Consider the following 1,174-nt stretch of genomic DNA (forward strand, 5'->3'; position numbering starts at 1 on the left):
CTGCCGCCGATCAAGCCTGGAGGCGGCCGCATGGTTGAACCGTTGTTCTCCGTGCGCGGGCTGAAGGTCGCGCTGCCCGACATGACGCGCAAGCCACTGATCGGCCGCGCGCCATTGGCCGAAATCCTGAAGGGCCTGGACTTCGACCTGCCGCGGGGCTCGGTGACCGGCATTGTCGGCGAATCCGGTTCGGGCAAGTCGACGCTCGGCCGCGCTTTGGTGCGCCTGCTGGAGCCAAGCGCCGGCAGCATCCGCTTCGACGGCCGCGACATCACCAATCTGCCGGAAGCGGAGCTGCGGCCGCTGCGGCGCAATCTGCAGATGATTTTTCAAGATCCGATGTCGTCGCTCAACCCGCGCTGCACCATTACCAGCATTATCGCCGCGCCTTTGAAGCAGAATGGTCTTGGCGACAACCTGAAGGCGCGCGTCGCCGAGGCGCTGCAGCGTGTCGGCCTGCCGCAAAGTTTCGCCAGCCGCTATCGGCACGAACTGTCGGGCGGCCAGCGCCAGCGCGTCGGCATTGCGCGCGCGCTGGCGCTGTCGCCGAAATTCGTGCTGGCCGACGAGATCGTCTCGGGCCTCGACGTCTCGACGCAGGCGCAGATCCTCACCCTGCTGGAGGAGCTTGCCGCGGAGATGGGGCTGACCGTCGCTTTCATCAGCCACGATCTGTCGGTCATCCGGCGGCTGTGCCGGCAGGTGATCGTCATGCGCGAAGGCGTGATCGTCGAAGCGAGCGCCACCGACACCTTGTTCGACAAGCCGCGGCAAAGCTACACGCGCGATCTCATCGCGGCCATTCCGCTGCCCGAGATCGATGCGAGCTGGCTCGACATTCCTTCCGCAGCCAAGCCGCCGACATGAATGCATACGCACGCCGACGAGCGGGCCTCGGACGTGCGACCACAAAGACCAAGTCCCGCCAAATGGAGAGGACTGACATGAAGACCACAATCGCAATTGCAACGCTCGCCGCCGCGATGCTCGGCAGCGCCGGCATGGCCTCGGCGGATTCGATCCCGGGCATGCGCGGCCACGACCACACCGGGATCACGGTTCCCGACATGAAGCAGGCGGTCGACTTCTTCACCGAAGTGGTCGGCTGCAAGAAGGCGATGTCGTTCGGCCCGTTCGCCGACGACAAGGGCACCTTCATGCAGGATCTCCTGGG

The 1,174-nt window shown here is 65.5% G+C and carries 1 protein-coding gene and 1 pseudogene; both read left to right on the plus strand.

Going from position 1 to position 1,174, the window contains the following annotated elements; genetic code table 11:
* The first annotated feature begins 30 nt into the window (after positions 1-30).
* Positions 31-867 carry an ATP-binding cassette domain-containing protein gene (locus tag EOA22_RS34445; RefSeq protein WP_063169950.1) on the plus strand — a complete coding sequence of 279 codons (837 nt, stop codon included), beginning with the start codon at positions 31-33 and terminating at the stop codon, positions 865-867.
* 77 nt (positions 868-944) lie between these two features.
* Positions 945-1,174: pseudogene (locus tag EOA22_RS34450) on the plus strand (glyoxalase); the annotation flags it as partial.

The organism is Mesorhizobium sp. M7A.F.Ca.US.014.04.1.1 (assembly GCF_003998745.1).
GTDB classification, from domain to species: domain Bacteria; phylum Pseudomonadota; class Alphaproteobacteria; order Rhizobiales; family Rhizobiaceae; genus Mesorhizobium; species Mesorhizobium ciceri.